This window comes from Aeromonas fluvialis (genome assembly GCF_000819885.1).
Classification (GTDB): Bacteria; Pseudomonadota; Gammaproteobacteria; order Enterobacterales; family Aeromonadaceae; genus Aeromonas; species Aeromonas fluvialis.
This window is the reverse complement of the sequence record NZ_CDBO01000037.1, coordinates 16,605-36,237: the sequence shown is the minus strand read 5'-3', so window position 1 is coordinate 36,237 and position 19,633 is coordinate 16,605. Positions and strand designations below refer to the sequence as shown.

Sequence of the window (19,633 nt, the reverse complement as noted above, 5' to 3'; positions counted from 1 at the left end):
TCATGGGTAATCAGGAAACACTTTACCCGACGCATAGTAAAACTGCCACGCGTTGAGAATCCACTTGAATTGCTTGTTATGTGACAACTCTCGATTAGTGATCATCTCCTGAATAGACCCACATAGGTTCAGTTTTACCCGCTCGCTCAAAGCCGAGAGACTTATAAAATTCAACTGCCTCACCGTCTGCTGTGAGCATTTGTTGATGAAATGAATAATATTTTGTTTGCATCAATTCCATCATTTTTCGTCCTACACCCTGACCTTGAAAATCAGGATGAACAAGCATATGCGGATAGTAAACAACTAGATGTCCATCAGAAATTGCATTACCTATACCGACAAGCTTATTATCAATTCGAGCTGTCACTAGACTATCTGAGTTAATCAGAGCTGGTAGTAACTTTTCAGGAACCTCAGCTGAAGACCAACCATTTGATTTATAAAGATTAACAACTTCTGATTGCTCAATATTTCTTTCAAATTGTACTAATATTTCCATTTTGACCTCCTGTCACATAACGCCCGCAGCACACGCGAGCGTAGCGAGTCGAGGCCGATAGGCCGGTGTGGCTGCGCTTGTTAAATGGACTGTGACTTAATTTCATTATCCTTTTTTCCCAATGTCATCTTTTTTATTTTTTGAATTCTGAAAGAATGAAATCCACGCAAGTAACTCAAATACTACCGCAACAAAGAAGATTGCAGCGCCATATATTGGTGCAACTAAATAGGCCAGAATTGCGATGGCAAACAAAATTATCGTCTTCTTACGAATTTTCACCGCTCTCTCAAAGCCATTTAACGCCCGCAACAGACGCATTTATGGAGGTGGTTGTTTTGTGGCAGGCTTTTTTGCCACAAAATAAGCGCCGGAATAAATGTCGGCCTGATTGCGTTTGTTACAAGCCCAAAGCACCGCATTAAGTGCAAAGGCTTGCAACATTAATAAATGCTGCAAATTTACCGCTTGCCGCACACCCAAATAAATGCACAAAAACAAACAGCAAAACCCACAGCGCCAAATATTTTAACCAATTGGCACGGATGGAAAAAGTACACACCCACAGCCTACGCAAAATGATGCCACCAAAACCTTGCTGGCAAAACCCACTTAAAGGCACACCACAACAAAACTTTATTAATAAAGCCCAGTAAAACCAAAAACAAAACCACCCAAAAAACTCGCGCGGTTTAACAGGGCTAATTTTTTGGCAAAGCTTTGTAACGCCGCAATTTACGGACGGAGTGGGATGGCGCTTTTTGTGCTCCGCACAAAACGTGACAGCCCACGGAGTTCCGCAAGATTGCTTTGTTAGCCTAGTTATTTAGGCACATCCATTAGTATTTCTTTTCTCATTACTACACACCCATTACCTGCGGGCATAAGAAATATATCAACCCCATTTTGACTCAGAGACGTTACATTTTTGTTCACTTCCCCCTTGTACTCAGCTTCTTTATAGTTTTTTTGAGCTGTCGCCATACAATTATCTTCAAAATATATTATTTTTTCATACTCGGAGTAGCAATGATCTGACTTGGTTCTTGCAACAGTGAGACTTGTAAAAATAGAACCATCCGAGTAAGTTCTTTCAATTACTGTACTAAAAGCAGACTCGTCAGGCACTTTACTATTCCAGACACTACTTGCTCCGTGATTACCATCTGCAATGAAGTTCGACATCTTTTCAACAGCGTGTAGGCATGTTTTTATACCTTTTTCTTTTGCCTGTTTAGTGGGTATCGTGTCTTCAGCTTGGGCTTGAAGCACAATACACAAAGGCAGGATAGTTAGTAGTCTTTTCATTTTTAATCTCCTTAGTTAACTACATTTTTTATGAATATGAACTCATCTAATTAAAGGCTAACAGTGATTAGATGGAAGGCGGTACTAATCCGTTAGCAGAGAATTCCATATAACTCCGTAACATTTTCATCACCACCAAGTGAAAATTATCATTAAATCATAATGTTACCTGTTTGCTTCTCATGCTGGGCGTATTCGCTTGACTTCCTCTTTTTGCGCCACCGTTACTACTGTATGAAAAAATAGAGCTCAGTCCAGTCTTGGAAAGCGCCGCCAAAGCACGCCTGCGTGAGCGGGTCAGAAATAAGCATAAGGCCGTTGCCATGTTGGGTGGGTCATTGTGGGCAAGGTTCGCTTATCCATTCCATCCGCCATGGCTACCGCCCCTGAATTTCAGCTTCCAGTCTGCTGCGTTTCACCAACGTGATGTGATTGGCATGGCTCATGGGAGACTCCGACGAGGCAAGTGTTGCCAAATGGCAATATTATCCATAGCGCTGTGGAGAGAAAGCTCAATATTGAGATTTTCTGTGCAAGATCAATAAATTAATCAAATGTCACCTACGATTGATGACGCGCCGAGATAGCGTGGACAACCATTCTTGAACTATCTCCATAGAACATTCATGGTCATATCCGGCTTGAACCAGCATAAAACTCTTTGCTATTGTCCGAATTCCCCGCTGAAATAGCTTATTTATCTACAGATCAACAAGATAGCGTTATGCGGTGGCGTCGCGGGGGCATCTGCTATCGGGAAGGAGAGTTATGAAGTCGCAGTTCAAAGTGGCGCTGGCCATGTTGGCCCTGTTCGTCGTCCAAGGCTGCACAGCCCCGGATTCATCCACCAAGCGCAATGCACCCGGCCCGGTGCTGACCGTGCATTACGAAAGCGCCCCCCTGATCTCCGTCACCATCGCCGGTGAGCAGTACCAGTTTTTGCTCGATACCGGGGCCAGTATCACCTTTATCGATCGTCGTCTGGCCAGCCGCTTCAAGGCGCTGACCTTAAGCGAATTGCCCAGGGCCTATCAGGCTGATTTTGCCACTGTGAGCAGCGTGTCGAGCCAACTGGGCAGCGAGCAGCTTGGCTTTGTTGAGCCGCAGCCCTTCTCGCTGGGGTCGGTCACCATTGATGACAGCGATCTGTGGGCAACCGTTGATTTCGATCTTTTCTCCCAGTCTCTCGGCAGCCGTATCGATGGCATCCTCGGGATCGACACCATCCGCCGTTTCAACTGGGTGTTTGATCGCGACCAGCATCAGCTCACGGCTTCGCTGACGGCACCGTCGGCAGCTACCTTCGAGCGTTGCATCGGCTATGAAGACAGCTACAACAGCTCCCCGGCAGTCTATCTGACCCACGGCGAGAGCAGCGTGCGCATGTCTTTGGATACCGGGGCCGATCAGAGCTATGCCGACCATGCCTTTATCGACTTTATGGCGAGCCAGAAGGCGATCTCTGGTGAAGATGCGATGCCACGCAAAGGGGTGGATGCCAGCGGCATGGTGGAGGGGCGTGAACATATCCTCACCGGCCTGCACTTTGATGAGCGCCAGCTCGGTGAGCTGCGCGTGTCGGAAAACAGCAATGAGCAGTATGGTCTGGGGCTGGATTTTGTTAACCGCTTCAATCGCTTTGCGATCATGCCCGGGCGGATGATGCTCTGCTACGACGCCGACAGCCTGGCGCGAAAAGTGCCGCCAGTCCTGCGCAATATCGGGGTGCGTTTTGATGGCGAGCATCTGCAGGTCTACTACAGCGACGAACGGGATCTGGCCCCCTATGGTCTGGCCAATGGCGACATGCTGGAGCAGATCAACGGGGTGGCTTATCGTCCCCTCGAGATCGACAAGGTGCGTGAACTGCTCAGCACCGGCAAGCCGGGGTCGCTCAAGTTGCGGATTGTGCGGGAAGGAAAACCGCTGGATATCGCCATCTAGTCAAGGTGGGGGCGGCAAGACGAGCCGCCCCAGTCAGCCTCAGCTCTTGGTTGGATTTTCCATGCAGGTGAGGGTTGGCTGGCCGTAACGCTCCAGCATGGCTTCATCCCCCTTGGTAAACAGGCTGATATTCTGCCCCTCATAGCGGGCGCCGCTGCCGCTTGGTTTGAGATAGGTGAGGAGCTGTTGTGGCGGTTTGTTGCCTTCGCTGATGTTCAGCACCGCCACCGGGATCTTGGCATCCCGATAGAAATAGCTTTCCAGTGTCAGCTGGTCGCCACAGCGGTAAAAGACCGGATCCGGTACCATCAGTTGGCCACCGGTGACCTGCAGCTCGGCGATCCGTAATGTGTAGTTATCATCGACACACTGGCGCACGTCTTCGCTCTTCCAGCAGTCGTTACGCCCCTTGATCCAGCCGCGCTGCATGGCTCGCTCGGTCTTGAGCTGCTCTGCAGAGAGCTGGGCAATCGCCTTGGGGTAGAGTGCCGCCAGTTCGTTATCAAGGGCGGCAAGTCCGGCATCCTGGCAGATCAGGTTTTCGACCGACCCGGACGCTTTGGTGCAGTCAAAGGAGGGGGTTGCGGCGCTGGCCAGCAGAGGGGCAAACAGCAGGGCGGCAAGCAAGGTCTTGTTCATCGATAGATTCCAGCAATGAGGAGGGCAATATCTGTCTACTACAGCACACTCTACTGGGCAATGCAGCAGGGGAGCCGAGCGCACTTGCACTGCTGAATGGCTGCCAAACGGAAAAACCCGACACTCCTGGCCGGAATGTCGGGTTTTTTGTGGCCGCGATAAAGGGGGGAGGCGGGTTGCCCGGTTGATCAGGCCAGCGCCAGTTGCTGACTGCGGGCACGCCACAACCGCTCGTGGAAGAAAAACACCACGGTATTGATGGCCGGTTCGATCATCGCCATCACACCACCGGTGAGCAGCTCGCCGCTCAGCAGGAAGGCAACCCCGAAGGCGACGCTGAAGTGCACCAGCGCGAAGCTGCTGGTCTTGGCCTGCAGGCTGTGGTTTGGTTTGAGCTTGTGCCAGCCAAGGTCATGAAAGTAGAAGGCGACCGTGTTGACGGCGGGCTCGATCAGGGCGATCAGGCTGGCGGTCAGCAGCTCACCGGTCAGCAGGTAGGCCACGGTAAAGGCGACACCGAAGTGCAGGATGGCAAAGCTGATGGTCTTTTCCATGATGGCGGCTCCCTCTGTTGATGATGAGAGTATCTACCAGATTTGCTCTAAATGAAAATCATTATCATCTATTGTGGGGATAGAGAGAACCTATCAAAGAAGATGCAGCTACCTGTTGCCGCCCTTTGGCCTGCTGGCCCTATTGTTGTTTGCGCTGAAACGGGATCTGCCAGCCCGAACTGGCTACCCGGCTGGCATGCAGCGGCACCAAGAGAAAAAGCCCCGTGATGGGGCTTTTGCGTTTCAACTTTGTGGTCACTGTGGGGCGGAGGATTAATCCTCCGCCTTGTTGAGCCACTCTACCTTGTACTGGGCGCCAGCGCCCTGCGCCAGCTTGGCACAGAGGGGTTTGAGGAAGGCTTCTATCTGCTCGTCCAGCATCCAGGGCGGGCTGATGATCAGCATGCCTGAGCCGTTCATACCCCAGTCGGCAGTCTGACCGGCCACTTCCAGCTCTGCCACCAGCACGTTGCCGAAGTTCTCGCGCTTGATGGCGCGCAGCATGTCGCGGGATTTGTCCGCCTCCTGCCCGAGGATGGGATACCAGAGGGCGTAGATGCCGGTCGCCCAGCGCTTCTGCGCCTTTTTAAGGGTGTCGACCACGGCGAAGTAATCTTCTTTGAGCTCATAGGGCGGGTCGATCAGCACCAGCCCGCGGCGCGGGGTGGGCGGCAGCAGGGCGATCAGCCCCTCGAAGCCGTCACGGTGGTGCACGGCCACGCGGGGGTCATAACCCATGTTGGCGCGCAGATCGTCCACTTCGTTGTTGTGCAGCTCCATCAGCGCCAGCTTGTCCTGCTGGCGGGCGAGGCGACGGGAGAGCTCCGGCGAGCCGGGGTAGTAGTGCAGCTCACCGTTCTGGTTCATCTCCTCGATGACGCCCAGATAGGGGGCCATGGCAGACCACTGGGCCCGCTCGTCCCACAGGCGGCCGATGCCGTCGGCATACTCGGCCTTCTTCTGGGACCAGTCGCCGCGCAGATCGTAGAGACCGCCACCGGCATGGGTGTCCAGCACGATGAAGGGTTTCTCCTTCTTCTTGAGGGACTCGATGATCAGGGCCTGAACGGCGTGTTTCAGCACGTCGGCATGGTTGCCGGCGTGAAAGGCGTGGCGGTAGCTCAGCATATTAGATCTCTGAGGGGGCCCTGCTGGGCACCCAGTAACGATAGATAGTTCAACAAATTGCGGCTGTTGCCGCGAAACAGGGAGAGGCTGCGCAGGGTCTGCAACAGGACGCCCTGTTGCAGCCGCTCCAGCTCCAGTTCGTGGGCCAGCATCGACTGATACTGCTGCTCGCCCTGCCGCGCCTTGGCGCTCTGGCGCAGGGCGCGCCACGGGGTCAGCACCGCTTCGGTCTGCACCAGCGCCGGTTGCAGGTCGGTGAGATCGACCACGATGCCGAGTTGATCGAGTCGGTGCAGCAGCAGTGCCAGATTGACGTTGCCCCCCTGCGCCTGCACGGTGAGCCAATCCTGACTGCGCTCACCGTAGACCTTGCCGCTCCAGTGCCAGAAGCCGATCGGCGTCGGCAATTCGTGGACCGCGACCCGCTCGCTGGCCATCAGCTGTTCGTCACGCAAAGAAGGCTTGCTCCATGGTTTCCAGCTCTTCACAGAGGCTCATCCACTCCAGCTCGACGTTCTCCAGCTGCTCCTTGAGGGGGCCCTGGGATTTGAGCAGCTCAGAGAGCTTGGTTTTAGCGCTCTCTTCGTAGATGGCGGGGTCGGCCAGCTGGCTCTCGATGTCGCCGAGCTTGCCTTGCAGCTTCTCCATGCTCGCTTCGAGTTTTTCGAGCTTCTGGCGCAGGGGACGGGTCTGCTGGCGAAACTGGGCCTCGAGCCGTTTCTGATCCTTGCGTGCCACCGCCGAGTTGGCAGAGACAGGGCCATCCGCCGGTTTGGCGTTGGCCTCTTTCTCCTGCTCGCTGAGCCACTTGTGGTAGTCGTCCAGATCGCCGTCGAACGGCTCGACCCGGCCACCGTGGACCAGATAGAAGTCATCTGTGGTGGTACGCAGCAGGTGCCGGTCGTGGGAGACCACTACCATGGCCCCTTCGAAGCCTTGCAGCGCCATGGTGAGGGCGTGGCGCATCTCCAGATCCAGGTGGTTGGTCGGTTCATCGAGCAGCAAGAGGTTGGGCTTTTGCCAGGTGATCAGCGCCAGCACCAGCCGCGCTTTTTCACCGCCGGAGAAGGGAGCTACCTTGTCGAGCGCCTTGTCACCGTGAAAACCGAAGCTGCCCAGATAGTTGCGCAGCTCCTGCTCGGTCTTGTCCGGCGCGAGGCGGGCCAGATGATCGAGCGGGGTATCGTCGAGACGCAGGGTCTCCAGCTGATGCTGGGCGAAGTAGCCGATGCTCACCCCGGCGCTCACCTCCAGCTTGCCCGACAGCGGCGGGTTGGAGCCTGACAACATCTTGATAAAGGTGGATTTACCGGCGCCGTTGCGGCCGAGCAGACCGATACGGGAACCCGGTACCAGATTGAGTTTGATCTTCTCCAGGATCACCTTGTCACCGTAACCGGCAGAGAGGTTCTCCATGGCGATCAGCGGGGTCGGCAGGGCCGACGGCTCGCGAAACTCGAAGCTGAATTCGGAGTCGGCGTGGGCGGGCAGGATCTTCTCCATCCGCTCCATGGCTTTCAGGCGGCTCTGGGCCTGACGGGCCTTGGAGGCCTTGTAGCGGAAGCGATCCACATACGCCTGCATGTGGGACATCTCCCGCTGCTGCTTCTCGTACATCGACTGCTGCTGGGCCAGCTGCTCGGCGCGCTGCAGTTCGAAGTCGGAGTAGCCGCCGGTGTATTCGTTGAGCTTGCCGTTCTCGATATGGATGATGCGGCTGATGACCGAATCGAGGAAATCTCGGTCGTGAGAAATAAGCACCAGCGTGCCCTGATAGCCCTTGAGCCACTTCTCCAGCCAGATGACGGCATCGAGATCCAGGTGGTTGGTCGGTTCATCCAGCAGCAGCAGATCGGAGCGGCAGAGCAGCGCCTGGGCGAGATTGAGACGCATGCGCCAGCCACCGGAGAAGCTGCGCACCGGCGAGGCGAGCTGATCGTCGCTGAAACCGAGGCCGTGCAGCAATTCGGCCGCGCGGGCGCGAATGCTGTAAGCGCCGATGGTATCGAGGCGACCGTGCAGCTCGGCCACCAACAGGCCATTGTCATCCTGCTCGGCCTGTACCAGCTGAGCTTCCAGCGAGCGGAACTCCTTGTCGCCGTCGATCACATACTCGAGCGCGGAGCAGTCGAGCGCCGGGGTCTCCTGCGCGACACCTGCGATCTGCCAGCCAGCGGGCAGGCTGAAGGTGCCGCTGTCGATGGCCAGCTCCCCCCGTACCAGTGCAAAAAAGGTGGACTTGCCACAGCCATTTTTGCCCACTAGACCCACTTTGTGACCGGGGTGAATGGTGGCGGAGGCGTTGTCCAGCAGCTTGCGGCCGCCGCGGATCAGTTCGATTTGACTGGCAACTATCATGGGTGGGATCTGCTTGCTCAAAATGGAGGAGAAAAACTGGCGCGGATCTTACGTGAAATGACACAGATTTGCACTGTAGCGAAGGGCTGGCCACTGGCTGGCGCTGCAAAAACATGCCATAACAGAGAAACCAGTTCGGATACCGGAGGTTAGCATGCATATCAGGGATATTATGACGACCCGGATCGCCACCGTTTCAATGGATGATCGACTCAGTGTCATCAAGGATATCTTCGAGCGGGCTCACTTCCGCCACCTGCTGGTGCTGGAAGAGGATGAGCTGGTAGGGGTCATCTCGGATCGGGATCTGTTCCGCGCCATCAGCCCCTATCTCGACTCCGAAGCCGAGATGAGCCGTGACACCGAAACCCTCACCAAGCGGGCCCATCAGATCATGAGTCGTCACCCCGTTACCATCGCCCCCCATCTCACTGTGCGCGACGGCGTCAAGCTGATGCTGGAGAAGGGGGTATCTTGCCTGCCGGTGCTGGAAAATGGCGCCCTGGTCGGCATCATCAGCTGGAAAGATTTTCTCAAGGCGGCGCTGGATAGTGACGCGCTGGCTTGAGCCCGACGCTCATCGCCATCAGCTGACAGAAAACCAATATAGAGAGAGGGGAGCCAAGGCTCCCCTCTCTCTATTTGAGCTCAACTGACGCCGCCGGTCTGTGTGCTGTTTGGCTCACGACGACTCGGGTCGCCCCTCGATAAGGCCGGAGGGACTGCTGCCGGAGAGGTGCGGCTGCAGGTGGGTGCGGATCTCCTGTAGGGTGCGCTGGTACTGCCGGGCATGTTGATCGAGAAACGCGGGGCTGTGATTGAGGCGCCGCTCCAGGGTATCGACCAGCAGCGCCACCCTGGGGGCGGCCATGCCCGCTGGCCAGCAGTGTTGCAACAGCTCCAGCAGTTGCCAGGCGTCGCTGGGCAGGGCGGGGAACTCCTCCAACAGCTGCAAGCCTGCTTGCAAGGCAGTCTGATACTGGCTGGCCTGCATCGACTTGTGGCGCAGCTGGCGCAGTTCGCTCAGCCGCTGCTCTCTCGCCTTCAGGCGTTGGCCCAGCTCGGCCACCAGATGGTGGAACAGCTGGCGGGTGAGCGGGTGGGGCGCCACCTTGACGCGGTATTGGGTCAGCTGGGTCAGGTAGCGCTGGGCGTGATGGGGCAAACCGCAAAACTGGCTGACCGCAAAGCCGAGCAGCAGGGTGAGGTGGTTGTCGCTCCCCTCATCCGGCTGGTGGTGGGCAATCAGGATCAGCGACTCGTCGAAGCGGTAATCCAACCCCAGCATCAACGCCTGCAGCAGCTCATATTCGTGGGGTTGCAGGTGGACGGTGCGTTTGAGGTGCTCCCACTCCTGTTGCAGGGAGTGGATCCGGTTGCTGGAGGGGGCGTGCCACAACACCGCCAGACTGGCATTGAGCATGAAGCTGTCGATGGCGAGGCGGACACGCTGCTCGCTGAAGTGGCGCAGGGTCAGGCTGTTGGCCTGCTCCAGCACCTTCTCTTCATCTTGCAGGACCAGCCCGAGCAACATCGCCAGCTGATGCCAGCGCGGCTGATGGGGGCGGATCTGCAGCAGCTCTCCCATGGTCTCCCACGCCGCCAGCCAGTGATGCTGATGCAGCTGGCTGGCGAGTTGCAGCTCCAGCCGGGTGGCCATCGAGACGCTGGCCTGATGGCGCTGCAAGTCGGTCTGGGCGCTTTGCAATTTGCCGAGCCCCAGCATGGCGTAGAAGAGCCCGGCCCTTGGCCAGCTCGCCTGATACTCGTTGGCACAGAGGGCATAGTGCTGGGCGGCGGTGACCCGCTCGGCCGATTGCAGCAGCAGGTAGCCCTTGAGCCGATCCAGCCAGGGGGTCAGCGAGCGATTCTCCCGTTGAAACAGCAGGTCTTCGCACAGGGCGGTAGCCAGTTGCCACTCCCGCAGCAAGATGGGGGCGGCCAGCGTGCGGGTCAGGCGGCTTAACTTCATCAGCTGGCCGAGCACCGTGGTGAGCTGTTGGGTCATGAAGGGGAGAGGCAGATAGAGGGAGAGGTAGAGATCCGAGGGGAGAAACTCCTGCTCGCTCTGGTCCGCATCGAGCAGCAGCAATACGCAACCGGGTTGCAGCAGGCCAAGATAGTGCGCTTCATGCAGCAGCCGGGCACCTTCAAGGCCCTGCTGTTTGTCCTGCTGACAGATGATGGCGTCGAAGGCGTGCTGTTGCAGCAGGGCCAGCAGGCCACTGCGCTCTTGGTTTGGATGGCTGTGGTAGTGGATCCGGTCGGCGGGCACACCCTGTTCGGTCAGTTCCCGGGTGATGGCGCTACGGAGCAGGTGATCCTCTTCGAGCAGCAGTATCGTCATACTCGCATCCTTTTAATACGCCACGAGCAGAACAGTGTAGACCCAAAAGGAACATGGTGACAACTCTGCCGGGGGAGGAAAAGTGACAGTTGTCAGCATGTGGAGAGGGAGGGCTCCATAGGCGGTTACCGGGATCTATGTGCCTCTGTGATGTAGGCACATTCTGTTTGACGGATCAGCTGTGAACCACTCCCCTGTTCTCCTTGCCAGCTTACTTCGAGCTTGCCAAGACGGCCCAGGTGACGCAGTTCGAACTCGTAGCGCTGGCAGAGATGGTCGAGGGGGAGCGTGCTCATGCCGGCAGGTAGCCGGTATTGATAGTGAAGGCGTGGCCCATCCTCCAGCTTGCTGATCATCGGCACCAGCCCCTCGGGAGTAGGGGATGGCGCCTGCAGATAGCGGCGCAAGCTGAGCGGCGCATCGATCGCCTTCTGATAGTGCAGACCGTTCATCGCCGCCAACTCCTCTTCCAGCCGTTGCAACTCTCCTTCCAGTCCATCGAGTGCCGCCCCCAGCTGCTGTTGAGTGGAGGATGAGGCGCAGCCGCCCAGCAGCAGGGTGGCAAACAGCAGGGCGGCTCTGATGGGGGGCATGGCATCTCCTTGGCGAGTGAGAAATGGTTCTGTTGGCCCTGACTATAGCAGGGGGTTGCTGGGGGGCGTCCCCTGCAGCAGCTGGGCCAGACGGGCCAGCCCTTCGCCCACCCGGGCATCGGTGGCGGGTTGACTCAGGCTCAGGCGAACCCCTTGTGGGGCGGCAAACTGGCCGGCGGCAAAGTGTTCCCCGCTCGCCACCCCGACGTCAAGGGCATCGGCGGCGGCAAACTGCTGGCTGCGCCAGGGCTCGGGCAGCAAGCCCTCTTCGTCCATCGCCAGCCCTACCACCTGATTGTTCAGCTGGCGAGCGTTGCCCAACATGCCGGGGTAGCTCAGCCCCTCGCACAGGATCGTCTCCCCCACACAACCGGTCGCCAGCAGCGCCAGTATGATGCCGTGCTGGGCGCCGTGGCTGAACAGCAGGCGATCCTCACTGCAGGTCACCCCTTGCTCCGCCAGCCAGTCGGCGAAGTGCTGGCGTTGATCCGGCCGTCCCGCCTCCTGGTCGTAGCCGAGCAGGGCGTTGAGATCCCCGTTCGCCACCTCACCCAGCAGGGGGCGGATGATGGCGGCCCGATCCAGCTGTACCGGCAGGTTTTGCCACAGCTTGATGCGGTGCCCCTCCTCTTTGCGGATCACCCACTCATTGGCAGAACCGGCACTGGCCTCCTTGACCCAGGTGCCGTGCCCCACTCTGGCCGCCAGCAGCAAGGCAGGGAGCAGAAAGAGTGCAAGAAAGCGTCATCTCGGCCTTGTCGCCACGGGGTTGGCTCTGCATATTAGAAGGCTTTCCCCATAACGGGGGCGTTGTATCGACAAGAGGTTGAGATGGATCTGAACTGGTTACTGCCCCTGGCGGGGTTTGCCCTGGTGACCTGCGGCACGCCGGGGCCCAACAATATGTTGCTCACCAGCGCCGGAGCGGCGCAGGGGTTTCGCCGCACTCTGCCCCTGCTGGTGGGAGTGGTGGGGGGGATCAATCTGATGATCCTCGCCACGGCGCTGGGGCTTGGTGTGGTGTTTGACAAGGTGCCGCTGCTGCACGATGGCCTCAAGCTGATCGGCTCGGCTTACCTGCTCTGGCTGGCGTGGAAGGTGGCGAGCGCCAGCGGCCCGGCTGAGGGCAACCGGCCGCTCATCCCCGCCCATCAGGGGGCCATGCTGCAACTGCTCAATCCCAAGGCGTGGATGATGGCACTCTCCGCTATCAGTGGTTTTACCCTGGCGGGGGAGGCTTACTGGCCCTCCGCGCTTTGGGTGTTGCTGACCTTTTTTATTACCGGCCTCTACACCGGGGCTTTTTGGGTCCTTTTTGGAGCCCAGGTACGGCAAATCATTCGTACCCCCCGGGGCTGGCGACGTTTCAATCTCGGTATGGGGCTGGCGACGGCCGCCTGTGTCGGGATGATCTGGATTTAGCCCGGGGCAGATCCCGGGCCTTTACCGGCTGTCTTGTTGGCCCTGCGGGGCCTTTTTTATCTCGCTCACGTGACCTTGCCTGCAGGTGGCGTGGCACTGTCCTCCCTTGGGATGAAAGGAGTTCCTATGAAATGTATCGGTCTGCTGGGTGGCATGAGCTGGGAGTCTACCGTCAGTTACTATCAGGCGCTCAACCGCGGGGTGCGGGCGCAGCTCGGTGGTTTGCACTCGGCGCGGGTGCTGCTCAATAGCGTCGACTTTGCCGGTATCGAGCGGCTGCAGCATGCCGGTGACTGGCCCGCTACCGCCCGTCTGTTGGCGGCGGAGGCGCGCAAGTTGCAGGATGGCGGCGCCGATTTTTTGCTGATCGGTACCAACACCATGCACAAGGTAGCGGCCGAGATTGAGGCGGCCATCGATATCCCGTTGCTCCATATCGCCGATGCCACAGCAGCCCAATTGCGGGCGGACGGGATAACCCGGGTCGGCCTGCTCGGCACCCGCTTCACCATGGAGCAGGATTTCTACAAGGGTCGCTTGCAGGAGCGCTTCGGGTTGGCGGTGCGGGTACCCGATGAGGCAGGGCGGGAGCGGGTGCACAGGATCATCTATGACGAGCTCTGTCTGGGGGAGATCCGCGACGCGTCGCGCGCCGAGTATCTGGCCATTATCGAGGGGTTGGCGGCCGCGGGCGCCGAGGCGGTGATCCTCGGTTGTACCGAGATTGCCCTGCTGGTGGGCGATGCCAGGGCGGCCGTGCCGCTCTACGACACCACCGCCATCCATGCCGAGGCGGCGGTCGCGCTGGCACTGGCATCCGATTAATAAACTGGTCAGATCTCACTATTCATGCTTGTCTCATACCCCTTGCCATAAAAGCGTGTAAAATTGCGCCCTGAATTTTCCCCAGCTAACGCGGGTTGGCTGCGGTTTCCTAGCATGCAAGGCTGACATTGTGACTGAAGTAGATAGATTCGCGGATATTCGCCCCTACCGCGATGAAGAAGTGCCGGCAGCCATCGAACGGCTGATCCAGGATGATGAATTTATCGGCGCCATCGCCAAGTATCGTTTCGGTTCCCTGATGAGCTGGCTGGGTTGGGCCATCCGCCCGATGATCCGCCTGTTCCTGCGCCGCAAATGGTCAAAAGTGACCACAGTGCATCAGGTCCAGATGGGGGTCACCCGGTACATGTCCCGCATGATCGCCACCTCCACCAAGGGGGTGACCTTCTCCGGGATCGAGCATCTGAAGAAAGAGCAGGGCTATCTGTTTGTCTCCAACCACAGGGACATCGCCATGGACCCGGCTTTCGTCAACTGGGGGCTGCACACCCACGGTTTCGATACCGTGCGCATCGCCATCGGTGACAACCTGCTGCGCAAGCCCTGCGCTACCGAGCTGATGAAGCTCAACAAGAGCTTTATCGTCAAACGCTCCGCCAAGGGGCCGCGGGAGATGATGAAGGCACTCGGCGAGCTGTCGGCCTATATTGGCAACTCGGTCCACGAAGGGCACTCCATCTGGATCGCCCAGAAGGAAGGGCGCGCCAAGAATGGCGATGACAAGACCGATCCCGCCATCCTCAAGATGTTCTACGTCGACGGCAAGAAGCAGAAAATCGAGTTCGTCGACTACATACGCAGCCTCAATATCGTGCCGGTCAGCATCAGCTACGAGCTGGATCCGACCGACAAGGCGAAGGCGCGCGAGCTCTACGAGAAGTCGGTCAACGGCAGCTACGAGAAGGGCGAGTTTGAGGATATCGAGAGTATCGTCGCCGGTATCGTCGGCATGAAGGGGCGGGTACACGTCTCCTTCGGTGCTCCGATTACCGAGGGATTTAGTGATCCGGACGAACTGGCCGCGCTGATCGACAAGGCGATCTGGCGCAGCTACCACCTCTTCCCGAGTAACTATCTGGCGGCAGATGTCTCTGGCAAGGCTAATACCATCGAACAGGCTGCCTTCCTGACCCGTCAGTCAGAGGTGCCGGAAGAGCATAAGGCGATCTGGCGCGCCATGTATGCCAAACCGGTGGAAAACGCCAAAAAGGCTTGAATGAAATCGGCGGTTAAACGGTTTTGCGAAAAAAACGGGCGCTGATGCGCCCGTTTTTGCGTCTGGTCAAAGTCGAGGGGGAAAGGGTGGTGAATAATATGGTTTCAGCTGGTACGATCACTATGAAAATGGGATTATGTCTCTTGGCAAGGTGCTGACGAGTGTGTAACAGTGCCCATATAGCTGAACATGATCAAAAGCTCTAAACCGGTTTGCACGGATTGCAGACGGCATTATTGAAGGACCTGTCACAGGTCCTTTTTCATTGGCTGGCAAAGATGTCGCCCAGATATACCTAACAGGAAACAGACGCCATGATCACCGGTAGCCTGAACACCCTGCAGCGGACGCCGCTGCCCGCCCCGCTGGCCCGCATCATGGTCGAGGTGGTGAAGAGCGTGGCTCACTGGGGTGACGCTCCGCTCGGCAAGACCGAGATCGATGGCCTCAACCTGTTCTGTCTGGTGAGCGAGGATCTGACCGAGCCAGCTGCAGACCGCCGTGGCGAGTTTCACCAGCAGTATCTCGATATCCAGCTGCTGCTGCGCGGTGAAGAGTGGATCGGTGTGGGCCCTCACGACTACGTGAGCGACGGCGCCGATCATCCTCATCCCGACCTCTGGTTTGTCGATGACGAGCAGACCAGCTATCTGGCGTTGCAACCGGGCGATTTCGCCATCTTCTGGCCGGGCGAGCTGCACCGCCCGCTCTGTACCTTCAACCAGCCCGCCAAGGTAAAGAAGCTGGTGGTCAAGGTACATAAAGAGCTGCTGATCAACGGCTGACCGCTATCCTTGGTGGTCAGCCCCTCGTGAAGAGAGTACCGGACGAAGCAAGCTCCAGGTTGCCACGCGGGGAGATGAGTGTTAAGAACCTTCTTGGTCAGCACTCCCGAATTGAAAAATTGGGCGCACTTTCCTGCGACCATAAGCCCCCGACAGGGGAATCCCATCCTCTTTTGGATGACACGACACTGTCGGCATAACGCCGAAGCACAGGAAGATGTAGAAAATGAGCAAGTTGGTATTGGTCCTTAACTGCGGTAGCTCTTCCCTGAAATTTGCCGTCATGGACGCCGAAACAGGTGAGGACATGCTGTCTGGCCTGGCTGAATGCTTCAATCTGGATGATGCACGTATCAAATGGAAACTCCATGGGGTCAAGGGCGAAGCGATGTTGGGAGCGGGAGCCGCTCACCAAGAGGCTCTCGATCATATCGTGGGTCACATCTTGCCGCAGGATCCCACCCTTGCTGGGCAACTGGTGGCCATCGGCCATCGCATCGTACATGGCGGTGAGCAGTTCTCCTGTTCCGTACGCATCGATGACAGCGTGATTGCCGGTATCGAGGCGGCCATTCCATTCGCTCCGCTGCACAACCCGGCGCACCTTATCGGCATCCGCGCTGCGCTAAAGGTGTTTCCGGCCCTGGCCGAGAAAAACGTGGCCGTGTTCGACACCGCCTTCCACCAGACCCTGCCGCAAGAGGCCTACCTCTATGCGCTGCCGTACAAGCTCTATAGCGAACACGGCATCCGTCGCTACGGCGCGCACGGCACCTCCCACCGCTTTATCGTGGAAGAGGTGGCAAAGAAGCTTGGCAAGCCGTTGAGTGAACTCAATATCATCGATTGTCACCTGGGCAATGGGGCCTCTGTCTGCGCCATCAAGAACGGCGAATCCGTTGACACCTCCATGGGGCTGACCCCGCTGGAAGGGCTGGCGATGGGCACCCGCAGCGGTGATATCGACCCGGCGGTCGTCTTCTTCATGCACGATCAGCTCGGCTACAGCGTGGACGAGATCAACAAGGTGCTGACCCGCGAATCCGGTCTGCTGGGGATGACAGAGGCGAGCAGCGACTGCCGTTATGTCACCTCCAACTACGCCACCGACGCCGGTGCCAAGCGTGCGCTGGATGTGTTCACCTACCGGGTAGCCAAGTATGTCGGCGCCTATGCCGCTGCGATGGATGGTCGTCTGGATGCCCTGGTGTTCACCGGCGGCATCGGTGAAAACGCCGCCATGGTGCGCGAGATGGTGCTGGCCCGTCTGGCCCTGTTCGGCTTCAAGGTAGACAAAGAGGCCAACAACGCCGCGGTACTGGGTGGCGAAGGCCGCATCACCACCGCCGACAGCCGTTGCGCCATGGTGATCCCGACCAACGAAGAGCTGGTCATCGCCCGCGATGCCCTGAGCCTGGTCTGCTAAGTCAACCTTGCTTTGAAACAACGCCCGGCCAGTGCCGGGCGTTGTCGTTTCTGGCGTTCGCCAATTTGACTTGGGGGAGGGGGGCGGTACCCTGACCGCCACTGTTTTTGCAGCCAGTGGGCTGCCCTGTTCGGGAGAGATGAATGAAAGAGGTGTTTTTTAATTGGTTGTCGGGTCTCGGGGTGGAGGTGACCAACCTGATGGCGCTGGTGATCGCACTGGGATTTATCGTTATTACCTCGTTGCTGCTGCACATGGTGCTGCACCGGGTGCTGCTGGTGCGACTGGTGGGGCTCCTCGGCAAGGCCAAGCAGGTGTGGCTGCCGCCCCAACTGCAACAGCGCCTCTTCAACCGGCTTGCCTTCGTGCTGCAGGGGGCCGTGCTGCTCGGCCAGGCGGAGATTTGGCTGCCCCGTCCATCGGATAGCCTCAAGTTTATCGAGATGGTGGCCCAGCTCTGGATTTTGCTGTTCCTGCTGCTGGCCTTCTTCGCTCTGCTCGACTGCATATTGTCGGTGAGCCGCTACACCCGGTTGGGACGGGATCTGCCCCTGCGCGGCATCTTCCAGGGGGCCAAGCTGGTAGGCAGCATTCTGGTGGGCATCCTGATGATCGCCCTGCTGCTCGGCAAGTCGCCGCTCTTCCTGTTCAGCGGTCTGGGGGCCATGACCGCAGTGCTGATGCTGGTGTTCAAGGACCCTATCCTCGGGCTGGTGGCGGGGATCCAGCTCTCCGCCAATCGGATGCTGAGCATCGGTGACTGGCTGCAGATGGACAAGTACGGCGCCGATGGCGAGGTGACCGACATCGGCCTCACTACCGTCAAGGTGTCGAACTGGGACAAGACCATCACCACCATTCCCACCTACGCCCTGATCTCGGATTCTTTCAAGAACTGGCAGGGGATGACTGAGTCGGGCGGCCGCCGCATCAAGCGCAGCGTCAATATCGACATGACCAGCGTGCGCTTTCTGACGGCCGATGAGCAGCTGCAGCTCAAGCAGGCGCAACTGCTGGCACCCTATCTCAGCCGCAAGGAGCAGGAGCTGAGTGCCTACAACCAGCAGCTGAGCAATGCCTTGAGCTGCCCCATCAACGGCCGTCACCTCACCAACATCGGCACCTTGCGCGCCTATCTGGATGCCTATCTGCGGGCCCACTCCGGCATTCGCCAGGACATGACCCTGATGGTGCGCCAGCTGGCCCCCACTTCCGATGGCTTGCCACTGGAAATTTACTGCTTTACCGCGACCACCGCATGGGCCGATTACGAAGGGATTCAGGCCGATATTTTCGACCATATCTTCGCCATCATTGAGCAATTTCATCTGCGGTTGCATCAATCTCCCACAGGTTACGACATGCGTGCCTGGCAACGGGGATAAACAGGGAAACCGGGCGGGTCGAGGACGCGGAGAAAACCGCATATTAATCATCGACCCGTCGCCACTTGTCGGTTGAAATTTACCGTGCAGAGGAGAAAAATGGCGGCCTTCTCTTCGCGCCCCTGATCTTCTGCTGATCAGCTGTCAGCCCAGAGACGTCACTTCAAGTCATCATCATGGGTAAAGTTATGAAGATCCTTCGCAATAGTGTGGCAACACTCTGCTACAGCCTGCTGCTGACCGCTGCGCCGGTTTTCGCTGTTGAATATGCTCTGCCTGCGGCCAACAGCCGTCTGGTAGGGGAAAATCTGGAATACGTGGTCCCGGCCGAAGAGAACGGCCAGCCGCTGGAGGCCATTGCGGCCAAATTCCAGCTGGGGCTTACCAACATGACCGAAGCCAACCCCGATGCGGATCCCCTGCTGGTACAGACCGGTGAGAAGCTGGTGATCCCCCAGCAACTGATCCTGCCGGATGCTCCCCGCGAGGGGGTGGTCATCAACGTGGCCGAGATGCGCCTCTACTACTACCCCAAGGGTCAAAAAGTGGTGGAAGTGCTGCCCATCGGCATCGGTCAGCTTGGCACCGGCACCCCGGAAAACTGGGTGACCAGCGTGCAGCGCAAGAAAGCGGGCCCGACCTGGACTCCGACCGCCAAGATGCATGCCGAATATGCGGCCCGTGGCGAGAGCCTGCCTGCGGTATGGCCGGCCGGCCCGGACAATCCCATGGGGCTGTTTGCCCTCTACATCGGCAAGATGTACGCCATCCACGGCACCAATGCCAACTTCGGTATCGGCCTGCGGGTGAGCCACGGTTGCGTGCGTTTGCGTAACGATGATATCGCCTACCTGTTCAAGCAGGTGCCGGTCGGTACCCGCGTCCAGTTCGTCAACCAGCCGATCAAGGCCTCTCTCGAGCCCAACGGCGTCCGCTATCTGGAAGTGCACCAGCCGCTGTCGCGCAGCGAAGAGGAGTTCAACTCCAAATTGCCGGCTCCGCTGCCGATGACTCCGGCGGTGACCCGCTTCATTGCCCACGCCGACAGCGACTCCCAGCTGGTGAAGCAGGCGCTGGAGCAGCGCAGCGGTATGCCGCTCGCCATCAACGGCTGAGACCGGCAATAGACCACAACAAAGGGCGAACAGCATGCTGTTCGCCCTTTCTGTTTCTGCTGCTC

20 protein-coding genes and 1 pseudogene are annotated in these 19,633 nt (G+C 58.2%); 10 read left to right on the top strand and 11 right to left on the bottom strand.

Annotated elements, in window-relative coordinates:
• Window positions 1–94 precede the first annotated feature (94 nt).
• Window positions 95–502: a GNAT family N-acetyltransferase gene (locus BN1125_RS18540; RefSeq protein ID WP_084202284.1), complete on the bottom strand. Its 408-nt coding sequence runs from the start codon at window positions 500–502 to the stop codon at window positions 95–97.
• Between the two features lie 105 nt (window positions 503–607).
• Complete coding sequence (locus BN1125_RS08470; RefSeq protein WP_042011769.1) at window positions 608–823, bottom strand: hypothetical protein; 216 nt, start codon at window positions 821–823, stop codon at window positions 608–610.
• Window positions 824–927: 104 nt separating this feature from the next.
• On the opposite strand from BN1125_RS08470, the gene BN1125_RS19025 reads away from it, so the two are divergent.
• Window positions 928–1,158 carry a hypothetical protein gene (locus BN1125_RS19025; protein ID WP_156993216.1) on the top strand — a complete coding sequence of 77 codons (231 nt, stop codon included), beginning with the start codon at window positions 928–930 and terminating at the stop codon, window positions 1,156–1,158.
• Window positions 1,159–1,324: 166 nt separating this feature from the next.
• Here BN1125_RS19025 and BN1125_RS18110 read toward each other — a convergent pair whose 3' ends face one another.
• Window positions 1,325–1,810, bottom strand: coding sequence for a hypothetical protein (locus tag BN1125_RS18110; protein ID WP_052446103.1), 486 nt, complete (start codon window positions 1,808–1,810; stop codon window positions 1,325–1,327).
• Window positions 1,811–2,578: 768 nt separating this feature from the next.
• On the opposite strand from BN1125_RS18110, the gene BN1125_RS08460 reads away from it, so the two are divergent.
• Window positions 2,579–3,754, top strand: coding sequence for a retropepsin-like aspartic protease (locus BN1125_RS08460; protein WP_042011768.1), 1,176 nt, complete (start codon window positions 2,579–2,581; stop codon window positions 3,752–3,754).
• Window positions 3,755–3,793: 39 nt separating this feature from the next.
• Here the strand turns inward: BN1125_RS08460 and BN1125_RS08455 are convergent, their stop codons facing one another.
• From BN1125_RS08455 to BN1125_RS08435, 5 genes are all read right to left on the bottom strand, one after another.
• Complete coding sequence (locus tag BN1125_RS08455; protein ID WP_042011767.1) at window positions 3,794–4,393, bottom strand: MliC family protein; 600 nt, start codon at window positions 4,391–4,393, stop codon at window positions 3,794–3,796.
• 188 nt (window positions 4,394–4,581) lie between these two features.
• Window positions 4,582–4,947 (bottom strand): DUF2061 domain-containing protein, encoded by a 366-nt coding sequence (locus BN1125_RS08450; RefSeq protein WP_042011766.1) that lies wholly within the window; start codon window positions 4,945–4,947, stop codon window positions 4,582–4,584.
• 273 nt (window positions 4,948–5,220) lie between these two features.
• Entirely contained in the window at window positions 5,221–6,075 is an 855-nt protein-coding gene (locus BN1125_RS08445; RefSeq protein ID WP_042011765.1) for a 23S rRNA (adenine(2030)-N(6))-methyltransferase RlmJ, read from the bottom strand.
• A complete protein-coding gene (locus BN1125_RS08440) occupies window positions 6,069–6,530 on the bottom strand; it encodes a DUF2390 domain-containing protein (protein ID WP_042011764.1) in 462 nt (153 codons plus the stop codon). The genes BN1125_RS08445 and BN1125_RS08440 overlap by 7 nt, the downstream gene beginning before the upstream one ends.
• Entirely contained in the window at window positions 6,523–8,433 is a 1,911-nt protein-coding gene (locus BN1125_RS08435) for an ABC transporter ATP-binding protein (RefSeq protein ID WP_042011762.1), read from the bottom strand. Before BN1125_RS08435 ends, BN1125_RS08440 begins: the two co-directional genes overlap by 8 nt.
• 154 nt (window positions 8,434–8,587) lie before the next feature.
• Here BN1125_RS08435 and BN1125_RS08430 point away from each other — a divergent pair, with 154 nt between their 5' ends.
• Complete coding sequence (locus BN1125_RS08430; protein WP_042011761.1) at window positions 8,588–9,001, top strand: CBS domain-containing protein; 414 nt, start codon at window positions 8,588–8,590, stop codon at window positions 8,999–9,001.
• A gap of 114 nt (window positions 9,002–9,115) precedes the next feature.
• Here the strand turns inward: BN1125_RS08430 and BN1125_RS08425 are convergent, their stop codons facing one another.
• From BN1125_RS08425 to BN1125_RS08415, 3 genes and pseudogenes are all read right to left on the bottom strand, one after another.
• Entirely contained in the window at window positions 9,116–10,780 is a 1,665-nt protein-coding gene (locus BN1125_RS08425; RefSeq protein ID WP_042011760.1) for a response regulator, read from the bottom strand.
• Between the two features lie 125 nt (window positions 10,781–10,905).
• Window positions 10,906–11,373 carry a hypothetical protein gene (locus BN1125_RS08420; RefSeq protein WP_042011758.1) on the bottom strand — a complete coding sequence of 156 codons (468 nt, stop codon included), beginning with the start codon at window positions 11,371–11,373 and terminating at the stop codon, window positions 10,906–10,908.
• A 42-nt stretch (window positions 11,374–11,415) separates the two neighbouring features.
• Window positions 11,416–12,084, bottom strand: a pseudogene (locus tag BN1125_RS08415) (PLP-dependent aminotransferase family protein); the annotation flags it as partial.
• A 120-nt stretch (window positions 12,085–12,204) separates the two neighbouring features.
• Here BN1125_RS08415 and BN1125_RS08410 point away from each other — a divergent pair.
• The 7 genes from BN1125_RS08410 (at window position 12,205) to BN1125_RS08380 (ending at window position 19,568) form a co-directional block, all read left to right on the top strand.
• Window positions 12,205–12,795, top strand: a complete 591-nt coding sequence (locus tag BN1125_RS08410) for a LysE family translocator (protein ID WP_042011757.1) — start codon at window positions 12,205–12,207, stop codon at window positions 12,793–12,795.
• Window positions 12,796–12,921: 126 nt separating this feature from the next.
• Window positions 12,922–13,620: an aspartate/glutamate racemase family protein gene (locus BN1125_RS08405; RefSeq protein ID WP_042011756.1), complete on the top strand. Its 699-nt coding sequence runs from the start codon at window positions 12,922–12,924 to the stop codon at window positions 13,618–13,620.
• 130 nt (window positions 13,621–13,750) lie between these two features.
• Window positions 13,751–14,857 (top strand): 1-acyl-sn-glycerol-3-phosphate acyltransferase, encoded by a 1,107-nt coding sequence (locus BN1125_RS08400; protein WP_042011755.1) that lies wholly within the window; start codon window positions 13,751–13,753, stop codon window positions 14,855–14,857.
• A 314-nt stretch (window positions 14,858–15,171) separates the two neighbouring features.
• On the top strand, window positions 15,172–15,642 hold the full coding sequence (locus tag BN1125_RS08395) for a NanQ anomerase/TabA/YiaL family protein (RefSeq protein WP_042011754.1): 471 nt from the start codon (window positions 15,172–15,174) through the stop codon (window positions 15,640–15,642).
• Window positions 15,643–15,868: 226 nt separating this feature from the next.
• On the top strand, window positions 15,869–17,068 hold the full coding sequence (locus BN1125_RS08390; RefSeq protein ID WP_042011752.1) for an acetate kinase: 1,200 nt from the start codon (window positions 15,869–15,871) through the stop codon (window positions 17,066–17,068).
• Between the two features lie 143 nt (window positions 17,069–17,211).
• Window positions 17,212–18,453, top strand: a complete 1,242-nt coding sequence (locus BN1125_RS08385; RefSeq protein ID WP_042011751.1) for a mechanosensitive ion channel family protein — start codon at window positions 17,212–17,214, stop codon at window positions 18,451–18,453.
• 188 nt (window positions 18,454–18,641) lie between these two features.
• Window positions 18,642–19,568, top strand: a complete 927-nt coding sequence (locus tag BN1125_RS08380) for a L,D-transpeptidase family protein (protein ID WP_042011750.1) — start codon at window positions 18,642–18,644, stop codon at window positions 19,566–19,568.
• Window positions 19,569–19,633: the final 65 nt, after the last annotated feature.